Here is a 13,961-nt window from a genome sequence, read left to right as displayed (position 1 = left end):
CTCGTCATTAAGCCTGCTCGGGTTAGCCTTGGGGCCTTGGAAAAGCAAGGTCGTCCGGGTGACCCTAATTCAGCCGGTAGTATTCAAATTTGGGGCTGTCGCCGATCTTGCGATAGCGACTTGCAATAAGATTCTGCAAAGCCGGGAATTCGGCCAACGCCCCGCGGCTGTCGACCGCGCGACCGGTCACCCAGGGTGTCATGTCATTGTTCTGGACAACAACGACATCTGGCATATTCGCCAACAGCCGACCCAGTAAATCAGCGTCGTAGCGGCGATCATAGAAACTCACCAAAAATGGCCAGCTGTAGGGATAGCGGTGCAACGGCGTGCGGTTGGTCGTGAAATAGAGGCCCGTATCATAGCCCCAGACAAACAGCGTTTCGCTTGGCTGAAGCTCGTTTTGAAGAAACTCAGTTGCCGCCGCATTGGCCGCAGAGCTGAAGTCAGTCTCGACGTAAAAATCTGCTTCGGTCATCGGCGATTGACCGGTTAACAGCGACCTGGCAACATCAATTGGCTGTTTCAAGGGAGCGTTCGAAGCCAGTGCTACAATTCCGATCACCGCCACGATCTTTTGTGTGCGCGTGTCGGTCAAACGGTGCCTCACGAAAGCTGTGATCGTATCAAAGGCAGATGCCGAGCATGCTGCAAGAGCCACCAAGAATGGTAGGGCGTGATACGGAAATCCTTTGCCTTGAATCCAGAGTGAAACCCATCCTGCTATCAACCAGATAACAAGCAGACAGGCGGCCAGATCGCGGCCAGGAAAAAGCGCGCGGGAAATCGTGAGCGCCAATCCAATGAACATTGCCAATCCGAATAGCGGAGCCTTTAGCAAGACTGAAAGAAGCTCCATCTGTATGAATTGTGCGCTGACCCGAAAACCCGAGGCGTATGACAAAATAAACGTCTGGATTTCGACGTATGCATCAAAAGCGCCAAGCACAGCGAGCAACCCACCGGAAATCACCAATGTGCCAAGTCCGCCAGCAGCAAAGGATAGAAAATCAACCAATCTCAGTCGCAGATCACTTGCAAAGATTGGCACAAAAATCACCAATGCTATCGGGCCAATCGTGTACTTCAGGCTAAAAGCCAACGCCAAAATGACGCCCGAGAAGAAGACGTGCCGCGCCTTTTGGGATTGCCATCCCATGACGAGTAACAGCAAGGCCCAAATGATCAGCAGCCCCGCCCAACCATCCGTCTGGGCACGATGCCAAAACGAAGATGGATAGTAGATAGCGGCGAATGCCAGTGGCGCGAGTGTTGCGCCAACGATCGAATAACCAAGGCGCATCAGTAATGCACACATCGCTGCACCTGTTGCGGCGACAAAAACGAGATCAAACAGGCGTATCGATGCTTCGGAGTGTCCGAACAGGATCTGCGACAGCGCGTGAATGGCCGTCGTGATCGGAGGCTTAATGTTGTATATTTCCGCGTAAGTAGTCTGACCGTTCAGCAGGCCTGCCGCGATCGTTGCATGAATAGCCTGATCACGGCCAAAAGGCTCGAAGATGGTCCATGCGCCAAATGCAACAATCAAAAGGACGATAAGGCCATAGGCGGTCAATCGCTTGACCCGATCCGGCGTTGCAGAAAAAGTATCCGTGGCCATGACACGCTCTATAAGTGATCCGGATAAAGTTGCAATCCGGGCAATTCCTTTGGCGAGTGTTGTTGCCCATAGACAATAAGAGCAGCAAATACAGGGTTTGCAGAGTTCAATGACCAAAAAAACCGAGTTGCAACCTGCACCGGATCATCCGCCGACGGATCGCATTACAAGCGTCTCAATTGTGGTGCCCTTTCTGAACGAAGAAGACACCCTTGCTGCGCTTTATGAAGAACTTTCCGCAGTCGAAAGCGAGCTAGGCACGCCTTTTGAGATTATCTTCGTCGATGACGGAAGTACCGATAAAAGTCGATCAGTGGCACAAGACCTTGCGGCACGACACGATAATTTAAGATTGATCGGATTTCGTCGGAATTTTGGCAAGGCAGCGGCCCTGTCCTATGGGTTTCGGGTGGCTACAGGAGATGTGGTGGTAACCATGGATGCCGATCTGCAGGACGATCCCAAGGAAATACCGCGCTTTATCGAAGAGATACAATCCGGAGCTGACTTGGTCAGTGGCTGGAAACGTCGAAGACACGATCCCATCGACAAAACACTGCCATCACGCATCTTCAACGCCATGACTTCGCGCGCCTTCAACATCGAAATTCACGACATTAATTGCGGTTTCAAAGCCTATCGTCGCGAGGTTCTTTCCCACTTAAATCTATATGGCGAGTTGCATCGGTTTACCCCGGCATTGGCAAATGCAGGTGGTTTCTCTGTTCGCGAAATCGAAGTCGAACATCGCGCCCGCGAGCATGGCGTTTCGAAGTATGGCTGGTCGCGAATGGTGAAAGGCTTGCTGGACTTGCTGACGGTGATGCTAATTACGCGCTATGGTGCCAGGCCATTGCACTTTTTTGGCATGATCGGCCTGCCAATTCTGGGATTGGGTGGACTTTTCATCGGCTATCTCTCGGTTCTATGGCTGCTGGGAATGGGGCCGATTGGCACAAGGCCGCTTTTGCAGATCGGAATCCTGTTTGTCGTGACCGGAGTTCAATTGTTAGGCATCGGATTAATTGCAGAATTGGTGTTGGCATCGAAACTGAGAGAAGACGACAAATATGTTGCCCAACCGCTGGATGACAAATCGGAGCGTCCTGAATGATCGATCTGTTGGCAAAGCGCGCATACGTTGCGTGCATTAGGGTCGTTCGCACACTGCTGAAACCAACGGGATTACTGGACCGCCTTGAAAAAAGCGAAAACCGTCGCGCGCGATGGTTTCGTTCGCTGTTTGCCATTTATGACCTGGACGACATGGAACGTCTGGGCGTTCCATGGTGGACTTACGATGCAATCGACGCAGTTTCGAAGTTTCTTATCCAAAATCCCGGCGCGCGCGTTTTTGAATGGGGCAGCGGCGCAAGTACGCTTTGGCTGGCAAAGAGATCGGGAGAGGTCATTTCCGCCGAGTTTGATGCAAACTGGCATCAAAATTTGGCCGCCAAATTGCAGAATGCCGGTCACGTCACTGTCAAACTGACGCCAGCGCTGGAAACAGGAGAAATCGCATCACGCAAGCGTGGATTTGAAGGGCAGTATTTCGACGACTTTGTTCGCGCCATCCGGTCCGCTGAGGGCGAGTTCGATGTCATTGTCATTGATGGGCGCTCGCGCGAAGCGTGCCTGACCGAAGCGGTTGGCAGATTGAAGGCCGATGGCATAATTGTCTTCGATGACACTAAACGTCAGCGCTACAAGGATGCCATTTCGGACTGCGGTCTTCCGTTTAGACGGTTTGATGGATTGGCGGTAAGCCTGCCTATCTCAGATTCGACAACGTTAATTGCCAGATCAGAAGAGACGCTCAGCGCTTTTTGATCAATAAACCGACGTTGAACAGCATCAAGAGCATCGTCGCAAACATAACGATGACCACCGACAGCGATCCTGCGCGAAAACCTTCGACCGTCAAAAGCGCGCATGCCACCGCCCGTATCAGGAAAAATTTCATGGACACGACCGGCTCGCCAGCCCGCCGCGATTCCAGCGCTTGAAGCATCCAGGAACCAAGGAAAATTGCGCCCCCGATGAGGCCAAGAATTTCCTTCTCTAGATCCGCGAAAAGCGTCTCGATTGCCTGTTCCTTTGCTTTGCCGGGAATAATTGACGTGACACTAGCGCCGGTTCAAGTGAATTCCAAGTGCAGCTTAAGGACACGAAAAAGCCGCGAAACTCACTGAGCTCGCGGCTTTCGAATTCCAGATATATGGCGACAAATCAGGCCAGAGCGGCCTTCGCCTTTTCGACGATGGCACCGAACGCTTCTGGTTCGTGCACGGCGAGGTCAGCGAGGACCTTGCGGTCCACTTCAACACCTGCAAGCGACAGGCCATTGATGAAGCGCGAGTACGTCAGTGCCTCGTCGTGGCTGCGCACGGCTGCGTTGATCCGCTGGATCCACAAAGCGCGGAAATTGCGCTTGCGGTTCTTGCGGTCGCGCGTGGCGTATTGGTTGGCTTTATCGACCGCCTGCGTTGCAGTGCGGAAGTTGCTTTTGCGACGGCCATAATAACCTTTAGCGGCTTTAATGACCTTCTTGTGACGCGCGTGGGTAACTGTCCCACCCTTGGTTCTTGGCATTTTAAGGCTCCTTAACGGCTATATGGCATGTAAGATTTGACCAACTTCTGATCCGGCTCGCTGAGCACATTGGTGCCACGTGCGTTGCGCAGGAACTTGTTGGACCGCTTGATCATGCCGTGCCGTTTACCAGCCTGGCCACCAACGACCTTACCGGTCGCGGTCACTTTGAAGCGCTTTTTGGCGCTCGACTTTGTCTTCATCTTAGGCATTTCCATCTCCTTTAGTCGGACGGTTCACGGCCCACTCGGCATGCCACTTGGCCGGCGGACCCGTCGAAGTGCGCGAATTAACCGGGATCTGCCTGTGTGGCAAGGGAAAAGTGGCGATATTTATCCGGTGAAGATGCTGAGAAAGAGACTAGGAAATTCTTCCATCTTGTAACCACCGGGGCGAGAGCTGTTTGCCATCACAATCAGCACGCCTCCGACCATCAAGGCCAAAATCGCCGCTCGTGGCGACCTTCCACGCGAAAAAGCCCCTACTGCGGCAGGAAAAGCTGCCGCAAGAATCAAAATTCCAACGATCATAAAAGCGTCAGTATAGGCTGCCATTTGCCTTCCTTTCGCCCCCGCTGGGCGAATTTTACTCTGGATCGGCGGGCAAAATCAATCTTTCGTCGCAGGGAGCAACGCGCAAAATATTGGTTGTCCCAGATTGTCCGAAAGGTACGCCAGCAGTCACGACAATCTGGTCGGTTGGCTCGGCAAAACCATTGATCCGTGCAGCGCGGGCGGCGTTCACCACAGCCGACTTAAACCGATCAACCTCGTCAGTTTTGACGCAATGAAGTCCCCACGTCAGGGATAATCTGCGTGCGGTGCCCATCATCGACGTCAGCGCAATAATTGGCACACGGGGACGTTCACGCGCCACAAGCGAGGCCGTTTTGCCTGACTGCGAGAAGCAACAAATAACCTTAATATCAGCTGTTTCTGCAATTTCACGGGCAGCCGAGACAATTCCGTCTGCAACGGATTGTTTCATGCCACCGCGACTGGCTTCGATCACTTCACGATACGTTGGATCATCTTCAACCTCGCAAGCCACTGCATTCATCGTCTGCACGGCCTCGATGGGATAGTCACCCGCAGCACTTTCAGCCGACAACATTACCGCATCCGCGCCTTCATATATCGCCGCAGCGACGTCCGATACTTCGGCACGTGTTGGCATGGGGCTTTCAATCATCGATTCCAACATCTGGGTTGCGACAATCACGGGTTTGGCGGCCGAGCGGCACTTGCGCACAAGGCGTTTTTGAATGGGCGGAACGTTTTGGACCGGAAGCTCAACGCCAAGATCGCCCCTTGCCACCATGATGCCGTCCGAGACGGCCAGAATGTTCTCGAATTCCTTGACCGAAGCGGGCTTTTCGATCTTCGACAGAATTGCTGCGCGGCCCTGCGCCAATTCACGCGCTTCAGCAACGTCAGTTGGTCGCTGAACAAAAGACAGCGCCAGCCAATCAATGCCAAGGCGACACACAAACTCGAGATCCTTGCGGTCTTTTTCGCTGAGTGCGGCCACCGGCAATACAACATCCGGCACGTTCACGCCCTTGCGATTCGAGATTGTGCCGCCAACCACGACTTTGCAATTTGCGAAGTCTCCACCGCATTCTTCGACAATTAACTTGATTTTCCCATCGTTGACCAAAAGGTGCGCGCCGGGTTCAAGCGCATCAAAGATTTCTTTGTGCGGCAACTGAACGCGCGTTCCGTCTCCGTCGGCGGAATCGAGATCAAGTCTGAAAGCCTGACCTTCTTCCAATTCCTCTTCTTCGTTCGCTAAGACACCGACGCGCAATTTCGGTCCCTGCAAATCAGCAAGGATGCCAATCGGGCGGCCTGTCTCGCCTTCAATTTCACGAATGATGCGATGTCTTTCACCTATTTCAGCGTGCGTCCCGTGGCTCATATTCAGCCGGAAAACGTCGGCTCCGGCATCACTGAGCGCGCGGATGGTTTCATAGTCGCTGGAGGCTGGGCCAAGGGTGGCCACGATCTTTACATTGCGCTGGCGCCGCATGTGAGGGGTCCTTTTTGTCGATGTCAGCTTTTGTTGCGCCTCTATTGCCGCAAATGTTAGCGCGTGACAACTGGCGCTTTTGTAACGGTGTGGTTAGAGAAGCTTTATGCAGAATATTGCCCAAAATTTAGACTGGGACCCGGTAATGATACTTGGTGGAGACCGTGCATCACGGTTGTTGGTCATTTGCGACCATGCCACGAACCGGGTGCCCGATTGGGTAAATGGCGGCAGCTTGGGCATAAACAATGACGATATGGCGCGCCACATAGCGTATGATGTTGGGGCCTCGGGAGTTGCCATTCGGCTTGCTGAGCGTCTAGGCGCGCCGGTGGTTTTGTCGAATTTCTCGCGACTGGTCATCGACCCCAATAGGGGTGAGGATGATCCGACACTGGTCATGCAGCTTTATGACGGCACACTTATTCCTGCCAATCGGGGAATTACCGAAGACGGAATCAACGAGCGCCTTCAAAAATGCTACTGGCCTTATCACTCAGCTGTCGCCGAGATGGCTGGCCGTCAGGAAGACACAGTCATAATCTCGGTGCATTCATTCACGCCTCGGTTTCGCGGGCGTGCCTTGCGCCCTTGGCAAACGGGCTTGCTTTTCGCGGACGATGATCGCCTTTCGCGACCGCTGATCGAACTGTTGCGCCGTGAAGATCGAATGGTGGTTGGAGAAAACCAGCCTTATTCCGGTTTTTTGAGAGGCGACACAATTGATCGCCATGGTATTGCGCATGGGCGGCAGAATACCTTGATTGAGATCAGGAACGATTTGATCGCCGACGACATAGGGCAAACCAAATGGGCCGACAGGTATGCACAGCTTCTGCCCGAGGCCTTGTCAATGGCCGAAGCTACAGGAGTATAATATGGACCCGCAAACACAGCTTGAGCTTGAGGCTGCGGCGTATCGCAGGCTTCAGAAGCATCTGATGGAAGACCGTACCGATGTTCAGAACATCGACCTGATGAACTTGGCCGGCTTCTGCCGAAATTGTTTGGGCCGCTGGTATCAGGAAGCAGCAACCGAACGCGAAATCCCAATGACCAAAGAACAGGGACGCGAGGCATTTTATGGAATGCCTTACGCTGAATGGAAAGATAAGTACCAAACAGAGGCATCAGCGACGCAAAACACGGCGTTCGAAAAGGCCTTTGAAGAGAATGTAACGTCAAAACCCTAGGTCAACCTGGCGCGGCATTGAGGCCCCGGGTTCCCACGCCGTTTCAAAAACGATTTTGCTCATCGGTTTCGGGCGTCCGAAGTAGAAGCCCTGAAGCCGATCACAACCCAGTTTGTGCAAGAGGTCAGCCTGTCGCCGAGTTTCGACGCCTTCGGCAGTGACCGCGATGTCTAATGACCGTCCCAACGATACAATGGCCTGAACCATCCCGGCAGATCTTCGAGAAGCGGTAACTGAGGACACGAGTCGTCGGTCGATTTTCAATCGATGTGGTGCCACTTGCTCTAAGGCAATAATCGAAGCGTGACCGCTGCCGAAATCATCAACTTCAATCTGGACACCTGAATCACGCAGTGCATCTAGCTGCAAGCGCGCACTTTCGTCCGTGTCGTCCAGAAATATAGATTCCAACAGTTCGAACGACACCCCGCCACGATAAAGTTTCGCGCGTTCCGCCGCATTTATGAGATCGCGGGACATTAGACGTTTGTGACTGACATTAAAGGACAAAGCCGGTGCAAAATCATCGGCAAACCGCTCTATGCCTTCCTGCAAAGCCATATCAAAGATCATTTGGTCAATCTGATCTACAACGTTCAGGTCCTCGGCAATGGGCAGGAATTCGTCCGGCATAACGATGCCCCGGTCAGGGTGTTGCCAGCGCGCTAATGCCTCTAATCCGACAATAGACTTTGTGGCAGCATCGACCTGAACCTGGTAAAATGGCACAAATTCTCGGCATTCAAGTGCACGCAGAACTTCGTCCGACAATTGCTTGGTTCGGGCCATGGCATCGAAATCTGCCTGTTCGAACAAACAGACACATCCTCGACCAGTAGATTTGGCTTTGTATAGCGCAATATCCGAGTCCGTCAGCAGATCATCCTGCTCTGAGAATGTAGTAGCCGCGATACCTACGCTTGCGCCGATCCGTAGTTCTTTGCCGCCGTGGAGAATGGGCTTCGACAGAACTTCGACAATCCTGGTCCCCAGCCGGGTTGGAATATCTTCTTCGGTTTCGCAGTATCGCAGCACAACAAACTCGTCACCGCCAATTCTTGCCAGATCATCACTGTCCTGAATGACATCAGAAATTCGATCTGCGACAGTTTGTAAGACGCTGTCGCCAACAGCATGACCGCGCGTATCATTGATTTGCTTGAAGCGATCGAGATCGATGTGGAGCACCGCAATATGCCCGCCTTCGCGTGCGCGGCGTTGGATGTTTTTTTGCAGGGCCTCGGCAAGATGTCGACGGTTTTTCAGCCCGGTCAATTCATCATGCAGGGACTGAAACTGAGCCAACTCGTTAGCCTGTTCCAGTTGTTTGGCGTAGCTGTCGCGCTGTAGCTTCTCGTTTTCGAGATCCGTAATATTGACTGAAAGTACAAGCGTATCACCATTGGGTGGATGGTGGCTGATTACGCTGTGAACGGCGCCGTCAGAAAATCGCGTTGTGTGGCGAATGGGACCATTTCGAACATCTGCAATGGCAGTCGTCGCCCAATTTTCTTCGTTTCCAACTGCTTCAGCAAACTGGCCGGAATATGAGGCAAGCCTTAGTACATCTTCGACACGCGTGCCCGCAGGCAACGATACTTTTCTGCCTAGAATTCGAGGTGAGAAAGCCCTGTTACAGACCACCAAACGAAAATTGCTGTCCCAGATTGCCAGCGGATCCGGAACTGCGTTGATCGCAGCAATAAGGCGGGATTGAAGGTCTTTGTGTTCGCGAACAGCAGAGTCCCGTTCCGACAATGCCGCCTCGGCCGCCAGTTCCCTGCCTTTTAGAGCCGAGTGATCCCTGTATAACGCGACGTTGTACCGCCCACCCTCTACCGGCACGACGAAAATCATAACGCTTGTCCAAATCCGCTCGCCCGATTTGGTCCAGCAATACGTTTCGCCGGATGCAACGCGTTCACCTGCGTCGAATTTAGGCCGGACCTGGGCAACAAAATCTTGGCCATGTTCCGGATCATGAACCCATGAAACAGGCTGCCCAATAGCCTCTTCCGATGAGTAACCGAACATGTGCACGTAGCCGCCGTTCACCCACTGCAGATAAACGTCAGGCTCGCCTTCGGCCCGAAAACCGATAGCAATAGAGTCACCTGTCAGATGGGGAAACGAGGCGATAATGTCGTCAAGAGTCATCGAACGGCCGGATTGCAAACACGTGCAATTTTTACCGAGCCAGGTTTAGACCGACGTTAATTGCCGTCTGCCGAAAGGACTTAGTTGCCTAAAATTGCAGGTTTTAAGGCCTCAAATGGCGGTATTGCGGCTTTCATCCAAGTAAATCTCCCGCAGACGTGCAGCGACCGGACCGGGAGTGCCATCACCCAATGAAGCGCCGTCAATCTCGACGATGGGCATGACGAATGTCGACGCCGAAGTGATGAACGCTTCATCCGCGTTCTGCGCTTCTTCAATAGTAAACGCCCGCTCTTCCACCACCATCTGACTTTCGCGAGCAAAACGCAGAACTGCTGCGCGTGTAATTCCGTGCATGATATCGTTTGACAGATGACGAGTGATAATCTTTCCGTCTTTGACGATATAGGCGTTGTTTGACGTGCCTTCAGTTACTGCACCATCTTCGACCATCCACGCGTCGTCACATCCGGCGGCCTTGGCCATCATCTTGCCCATTGACGGGTAAAGAAGCTGGACAGTCTTGATGTCGCGGCGCGCCCAGCGCTGATCCTCAATAGAAATAACGCGAAGGCCCGTTTTGGCAGCAGGGCTTTCTGCGATGTTCTTGGACTGAGTGAACAACACAAGCGACGACGAGACTTCGGCCGGGTTAGGGAATGCAAAGTCTCGGTCGGCGGCTGCCCCTCGGGTGACCTGCATGTAGATCATGCCTTCGGTCAAATCGTTCCGTGCAATTAACTGGCGGTGGATCTCGAGAATTTCGTCTGTCGTTGCCGGCGCGGCCATGTCCAGTTCGTTCAGTGAACGTTCTAGTCGCTTTGCATGGCCGGCAAAGTCCAGAATCTTGCCTTCCAGAATCGTCGTAACTTCGTAAACGCCATCGGCAAACAGAAACCCACGGTCAAAGACCGACACTTTTGCTTGATCCTCTGGGACGTAATCTCCGTTGACGTAGACGATGCGGCTCATTTCATTATCCCCAAAGGTCGGATGTGGGCGGATGAATACCATCCGCGTCAAAATTCAGTGCGTGGTCGCGGTCTTCGGCCAGAAGAAGCGGGCCGTCAAGGTCAACTACGCCAGCGCCTTGCGCCACCAATGCCGCCGGGGCCATGGCAAGGGAAGTTCCGACCATACATCCCACCATAATACCAAAGCCATCCGTCAAAGCCGCCTCTTTCAGAAGAAGTGCTTCAGTCAAACCACCTGTTTTATCCAGTTTGATATTCACGAAATCATATTTGCCTTTGAGAGCGGACAGAGAATTGCGGTCGTGACAGCTCTCGTCGGCGCAAACTGGCAAGGGACGCTCAATTTCAGCAAGAAGATCATCGCTGTCAGCCGGCAAAGGTTGTTCAACCAACAGTACGCCAAGGCGGACAAGATGCGGGGCAAGATCGCTGTAGACTTCAGCAGTCCAGCCTTCGTTGGCATCCACTATCAGGTCGGTATTCGGCGCGCCTTCTCGGACAGCCTCTAGCCGTGCCATATCTCCTTCGCCGCCCAACTTGATCTTTAAAAGCGGACGATGTGCGTGTTTTTGGGCGGCCAACCGCATCTTTTCTGGCGTATCCAGCGACAAAGTATAGGCCGTGGTGACAGGACCAGGCTTGGGCAGACCGGCGAGTTGCCAGGCTGGCACGCCCGCGCGCTTGGCTTCCAGATCCCACAGAGCACAATCGACGGCATTGCGCGCGGCACCAGGGGCCATCGCGGCCTGCAATGACACGCGGTCAATATCGCCTGATAGTGCCCCAACAGCCGCAGCCACGCCATCCATGGTTTCACCGTAGCGCTTGTAAGGCACGCACTCGCCCCACCCTGTCAGATCGCCGTCTTCAACGGTGACGGTCAAGACGTCCGCGACATCACGCGACCCTCGCGAGATCGTAAATGTCTCGGCCAGCCGAAAGGCTTCTGGTTTTGCCGAAAAGCGCATCAGAGTGCCAATAGCGAGTCAACCAACCGGGAAGCGCCGTGCCGATAAGGGTCAACAGTCGGCAGACCCATGCGCATCTCAATGTCTGAGCACAACTGAGCGGCCTCATCATCGGAAAGAGCCTTGGTATTTACGGATATCCCGGCGATCGCGCATGCAGGGTTGGAAATACGGGCAAGTGGAAGCGCTGTGTCCCGCAATTTTTCCAGACTTGGCAGGTCGTAGTTCGGAAGGCCGCGCATATGCGTGCGGGTCGGTTCATGTGCCAGAATAAGCGCGTCAGGTTGGCCGCCATGAATAAGAGCCATCGTCACGCCGGAGTAGGAAACGTGATACAAGCTACCCTGCCCTTCGATGTGATCCCAGTGATCTGCATCATTGTCGGGCGTCAACCATTCTACAGCGCCGGCCATAAAGTCAGCCACAACAGCATCAAGCGGAACACCATTTCCGGTGATCAGAATGCCGGTTTGGCCCGTTGGGCGGAACGTGGATTTCAGCCCGCGTTTCTGCATTTCGGTATCCATTGCCAGGCCGGTGTACATTTTCCCAACCGAGCAATCAGTGCCCACAGCAAGGCAACGCTTTCCGGCCCGCTTGTCGCCATTGGCTATCGGGTAAGCGACGCTGGGAACACGGACATCGTGCAACGTACGACCGGCGCGTGCCGACGTGGCTTTGAGCAAACCTTCATCACGCAGAAGGTTGTGAAGGCCCGAGGCGATATCGTAACCAATCTCCATCGCTTCAGCGAGAACGGTCAGCCAGGCCTCGGAGATGACGCCGCCGCGGTTGGCAACGCCAACAACCAATGTGCGAGCGCCTTTGTCATAGGCCTCTTGCAGGGACATATCCTGCGCGCCAACATCAGCATTGCAGCCGTCCATTCTGTATTGTCCAACGACGTTTTCAGGGCGCCAATCCTGGATGCCTTGGGCAACCTTGGCAGCGAGTTGGTCTTTGGCGTCCCCGAGGAACAGCAAGTAAGGCGTGCGAATCATGGTTTCCCCCAAAATTTCGAGTCGCGCGATGTTGCGCGATACGTTGCTGTAGATCTTTGCTAAATCGCCGCTTGAGCAGCAAATTGTCGAATTTTCTTCGGTGACTTATACAAATCATCGAAGATTATCCTAGTCATCTCAAGCAAAGCGCATCTTTCTGCGTGTGCGAAATGGGCTTGAATGCTGCGGCGCAACATTTTAACAGAATGTGATCGCAAAACGAAAGAAAGTTACCCGATGAGTTTCAAGTTACAGCCTGCTGCCCCCGCGCGCCCCAACCGGTGCCAATTGTTTGGTCCGGGATCGCGTCCGGCGATTTTTGAGAAGATGGCGGCGAGTGATGCGGACATTATAAACCTTGATCTTGAAGATTCCGTTGCGCCTGCGGACAAGGACGAAGCGCGGGCCAATGTGATTGCGGCTACTCATGACGTTGACTGGGGCAACAAGTATCTGAGCGTGCGGATCAACGGGCTGGATACGCCCTATTGGTATCGCGATGTAGTAGACGTGGTCGAACAGGCAGGCGACGCGCTGAACCAGATCATGATCCCGAAAGTTGGATGTGCGGCGGACGTCTATGCAGTGGACGCCTTGGTGACAGCGATTGAGGCCACCAAAGGGCGCAAAAACCCGATCAGTCTTGAAGTGATCATCGAGACGGCGGCTGGCATTTCCCATGTCGAAGAGATTGCCGCCAGCTCGCCCCGATTGCAGGCGATGAGCCTTGGTGCTGCCGATTTCGCAGCCTCGATGGGTATGCAAACAACGGGTATCGGGGGGACGCAAGAGAATTACTACATGCACCGCGAAGGCCAAAAATATTGGTCAGACCCGTGGCATTGGGCCCAGGCTGCGATCGTGGCGGCGTGTCGGACCCATGGCGTTATGCCGGTGGACGGGCCCTTTGGAGATTTCAGCGACGACGACGGGTTTCGGGCCCAGGCACTGCGGTCAGCAACATTGGGGATGGTCGGCAAATGGGCGATCCATCCCAAGCAGGTTACCCTTGCCAACGAGGTGTTTACGCCGTCGGACGCGGCGGTGACCGAGGCACGGGAAATCCTTGCGGCGATGGAGGAAGCCCAGCGCACCGGTGCAGGGGCTGCGGTCTATAAGGGTCGGTTGGTGGACATTGCCAGCGTGCGGCAGGCCGAAGTAATTGTGCGTCAGTCCGAGATGATTGCGGGATAAAGCCCGAGCGGATTTTCGAGCGATTTTTGCACAATGATCGGTTTCGGTATCGCGTCGGTATTACGTCGGTGGACCCGAACGGGACGTTTTGACTTCGTTAATCTTTAGGTAACGCGGATTTCGACACGAAATCCGCGGAACGGGCTGACGCCCGTTGGCCTCCGGCGGGGATATTTTTGGGCCAGTAATACCCAGGGACTGCGCCAGAATTGTCTTTCCGGCTAGGA

15 protein-coding genes are annotated in these 13,961 nt (G+C 54.0%); 5 read left to right on the top strand and 10 right to left on the bottom strand.

The window, feature by feature from the left end:
* Positions 1-64: 64 nt before the first annotated feature.
* Positions 65-1,624 carry a hypothetical protein gene (locus GKR98_16105; GenBank protein ID QMU59571.1) on the bottom strand — a complete coding sequence of 520 codons (1,560 nt, stop codon included), beginning with the start codon at positions 1,622-1,624 and terminating at the stop codon, positions 65-67.
* 109 nt (positions 1,625-1,733) lie between these two features.
* Here GKR98_16105 and GKR98_16100 point away from each other — a divergent pair, with 109 nt between their 5' ends.
* A complete protein-coding gene (locus GKR98_16100) occupies positions 1,734-2,738 on the top strand; it encodes a glycosyltransferase (protein QMU59570.1) in 1,005 nt (334 codons plus the stop codon).
* The gene (locus GKR98_16095) at positions 2,735-3,454 is read left to right on the top strand and encodes a class I SAM-dependent methyltransferase (GenBank protein ID QMU59569.1); all 720 of its coding nucleotides are present in this window, start codon (positions 2,735-2,737) and stop codon (positions 3,452-3,454) included. The genes GKR98_16100 and GKR98_16095 overlap by 4 nt, the downstream gene beginning before the upstream one ends.
* Here the strand turns inward: GKR98_16095 and GKR98_16090 are convergent.
* From GKR98_16090 to pyk, 5 genes are all read right to left on the bottom strand, one after another.
* Entirely contained in the window at positions 3,441-3,587 is a 147-nt protein-coding gene (locus GKR98_16090; protein ID QMU59568.1) for a hypothetical protein, read from the bottom strand. The genes GKR98_16095 and GKR98_16090 overlap by 14 nt on opposite strands.
* A 266-nt stretch (positions 3,588-3,853) precedes the next feature.
* The gene (gene rplT / locus GKR98_16085; GenBank protein ID QMU59567.1) at positions 3,854-4,216 is read right to left on the bottom strand and encodes a 50S ribosomal protein L20; all 363 of its coding nucleotides are present in this window, start codon (positions 4,214-4,216) and stop codon (positions 3,854-3,856) included.
* A gap of 11 nt (positions 4,217-4,227) precedes the next feature.
* Complete coding sequence (gene rpmI, locus GKR98_16080; GenBank protein ID QMU59566.1) at positions 4,228-4,428, bottom strand: 50S ribosomal protein L35; 201 nt, start codon at positions 4,426-4,428, stop codon at positions 4,228-4,230.
* A gap of 120 nt (positions 4,429-4,548) precedes the next feature.
* Positions 4,549-4,770: a hypothetical protein gene (locus tag GKR98_16075; protein QMU59565.1), complete on the bottom strand. Its 222-nt coding sequence runs from the start codon at positions 4,768-4,770 to the stop codon at positions 4,549-4,551.
* A 31-nt stretch (positions 4,771-4,801) separates the two neighbouring features.
* Complete coding sequence (pyk, locus tag GKR98_16070) at positions 4,802-6,247, bottom strand: pyruvate kinase (GenBank protein ID QMU59564.1); 1,446 nt, start codon at positions 6,245-6,247, stop codon at positions 4,802-4,804.
* Between the two features lie 145 nt (positions 6,248-6,392).
* On the opposite strand from pyk, the gene GKR98_16065 reads away from it, so the two are divergent.
* Both GKR98_16065 and GKR98_16060 read left to right on the top strand, forming a co-directional pair.
* A complete protein-coding gene (locus GKR98_16065; protein QMU59563.1) occupies positions 6,393-7,124 on the top strand; it encodes an N-formylglutamate amidohydrolase in 732 nt (243 codons plus the stop codon).
* A gap of 1 nt (position 7,125) precedes the next feature.
* Positions 7,126-7,440 carry a DUF1244 domain-containing protein gene (locus GKR98_16060; GenBank protein ID QMU59562.1) on the top strand — a complete coding sequence of 105 codons (315 nt, stop codon included), beginning with the start codon at positions 7,126-7,128 and terminating at the stop codon, positions 7,438-7,440.
* Here the strand turns inward: GKR98_16060 and GKR98_16055 are convergent.
* From GKR98_16055 to GKR98_16040, 4 genes are all read right to left on the bottom strand, one after another.
* Positions 7,429-9,597 (bottom strand): EAL domain-containing protein, encoded by a 2,169-nt coding sequence (locus tag GKR98_16055; GenBank protein QMU59561.1) that lies wholly within the window; start codon positions 9,595-9,597, stop codon positions 7,429-7,431. The two genes, GKR98_16060 and GKR98_16055, sit on opposite strands and share 12 nt — an antisense overlap.
* Before the next feature lie 111 nt (positions 9,598-9,708).
* Positions 9,709-10,569, bottom strand: coding sequence for a D-amino-acid transaminase (locus GKR98_16050; protein ID QMU59560.1), 861 nt, complete (start codon positions 10,567-10,569; stop codon positions 9,709-9,711).
* A 4-nt stretch (positions 10,570-10,573) separates the two neighbouring features.
* Entirely contained in the window at positions 10,574-11,539 is a 966-nt protein-coding gene (locus GKR98_16045) for a dipeptide epimerase (protein ID QMU59559.1), read from the bottom strand.
* Positions 11,539-12,540 carry a DUF1611 domain-containing protein gene (locus tag GKR98_16040; GenBank protein ID QMU59558.1) on the bottom strand — a complete coding sequence of 334 codons (1,002 nt, stop codon included), beginning with the start codon at positions 12,538-12,540 and terminating at the stop codon, positions 11,539-11,541. The genes GKR98_16045 and GKR98_16040 overlap by 1 nt, the downstream gene beginning before the upstream one ends.
* A gap of 237 nt (positions 12,541-12,777) precedes the next feature.
* On the opposite strand from GKR98_16040, the gene GKR98_16035 reads away from it, so the two are divergent.
* Entirely contained in the window at positions 12,778-13,734 is a 957-nt protein-coding gene (locus GKR98_16035; protein QMU59557.1) for a CoA ester lyase, read from the top strand.
* Positions 13,735-13,961: the final 227 nt, after the last annotated feature.

This window comes from Boseongicola sp., assembly GCA_014075275.1.
Classification (GTDB): Bacteria; Pseudomonadota; Alphaproteobacteria; order Rhodobacterales; family Rhodobacteraceae.
The sequence above is the reverse complement of the archived record's forward strand: the minus strand, read 5'-3'. Positions and strand labels throughout refer to the sequence as shown.

Coding starts and splice junctions, on each gene's coding strand:
- GKR98_16055 (QMU59561.1), bottom strand. CDS start 9,597: ATGACTCTTGACGACATTATCGCCTCGTTTCCCCATCTGACAGGTGAC.
- GKR98_16035 (QMU59557.1), top strand. CDS start 12,778: ATGAGTTTCAAGTTACAGCCTGCTGCCCCCGCGCGCCCCAACCGGTGC.
- GKR98_16075 (QMU59565.1), bottom strand. CDS start 4,770: ATGGCAGCCTATACTGACGCTTTTATGATCGTTGGAATTTTGATTCTT.
- rpmI (QMU59566.1), bottom strand. CDS start 4,428: ATGCCTAAGATGAAGACAAAGTCGAGCGCCAAAAAGCGCTTCAAAGTG.
- GKR98_16040 (QMU59558.1), bottom strand. CDS start 12,540: ATGATTCGCACGCCTTACTTGCTGTTCCTCGGGGACGCCAAAGACCAA.
- GKR98_16100 (QMU59570.1), top strand. CDS start 1,734: ATGACCAAAAAAACCGAGTTGCAACCTGCACCGGATCATCCGCCGACG.
- GKR98_16045 (QMU59559.1), bottom strand. CDS start 11,539: ATGCGCTTTTCGGCAAAACCAGAAGCCTTTCGGCTGGCCGAGACATTT.
- rplT (QMU59567.1), bottom strand. CDS start 4,216: ATGCCAAGAACCAAGGGTGGGACAGTTACCCACGCGCGTCACAAGAAG.
- pyk (QMU59564.1), bottom strand. CDS start 6,247: ATGCGGCGCCAGCGCAATGTAAAGATCGTGGCCACCCTTGGCCCAGCC.
- GKR98_16090 (QMU59568.1), bottom strand. CDS start 3,587: ATGAAATTTTTCCTGATACGGGCGGTGGCATGCGCGCTTTTGACGGTC.
- GKR98_16105 (QMU59571.1), bottom strand. CDS start 1,624: ATGGCCACGGATACTTTTTCTGCAACGCCGGATCGGGTCAAGCGATTG.
- GKR98_16050 (QMU59560.1), bottom strand. CDS start 10,569: ATGAGCCGCATCGTCTACGTCAACGGAGATTACGTCCCAGAGGATCAA.
- GKR98_16065 (QMU59563.1), top strand. CDS start 6,393: ATGATACTTGGTGGAGACCGTGCATCACGGTTGTTGGTCATTTGCGAC.
- GKR98_16095 (QMU59569.1), top strand. CDS start 2,735: ATGATCGATCTGTTGGCAAAGCGCGCATACGTTGCGTGCATTAGGGTC.
- GKR98_16060 (QMU59562.1), top strand. CDS start 7,126: ATGGACCCGCAAACACAGCTTGAGCTTGAGGCTGCGGCGTATCGCAGG.